Source organism: Vaccinium witches'-broom phytoplasma str. VAC, assembly GCF_000309405.1.
In the GTDB taxonomy this organism is placed as follows: Bacteria; Bacillota_I; Bacilli_A; order Acholeplasmatales; family Acholeplasmataceae; genus Phytoplasma.
Genome location: NZ_AKIN01000103.1, coordinates 1 through 242 on the forward strand (window position 1 = coordinate 1; position 242 = coordinate 242).

The window sequence follows — 242 nt, forward strand, 5'->3', positions numbered from 1 at the left end:
CATTATCTTTCTCCTAGATATTTCATAATTTTTTGGATATTGGATGGAATGGGATCACTTCCGTTTAAAATTAATTTCTTAATGTCGTTAGCATAATGAGTTAAATAATGATCGTATCCTTGGCGAACGGTTTGAAAATAGGTTAAGGATTGTTTTTCAATCAGATCTCTTTGATGGTTTTTTTGTTTTTTCTTTCTAGTTCTTCCGATGAGCGGGTCAATATCTAAATAAATTAATAAATC

Annotated in this window: 1 pseudogene; it reads right to left on the bottom strand. The window is 29.8% G+C overall.

The window, feature by feature from the left end:
- Positions 1-2: 2 nt before the first annotated feature.
- Positions 3-242, bottom strand: a pseudogene (locus RI68_RS02105) (dTMP kinase); the annotation flags it as partial.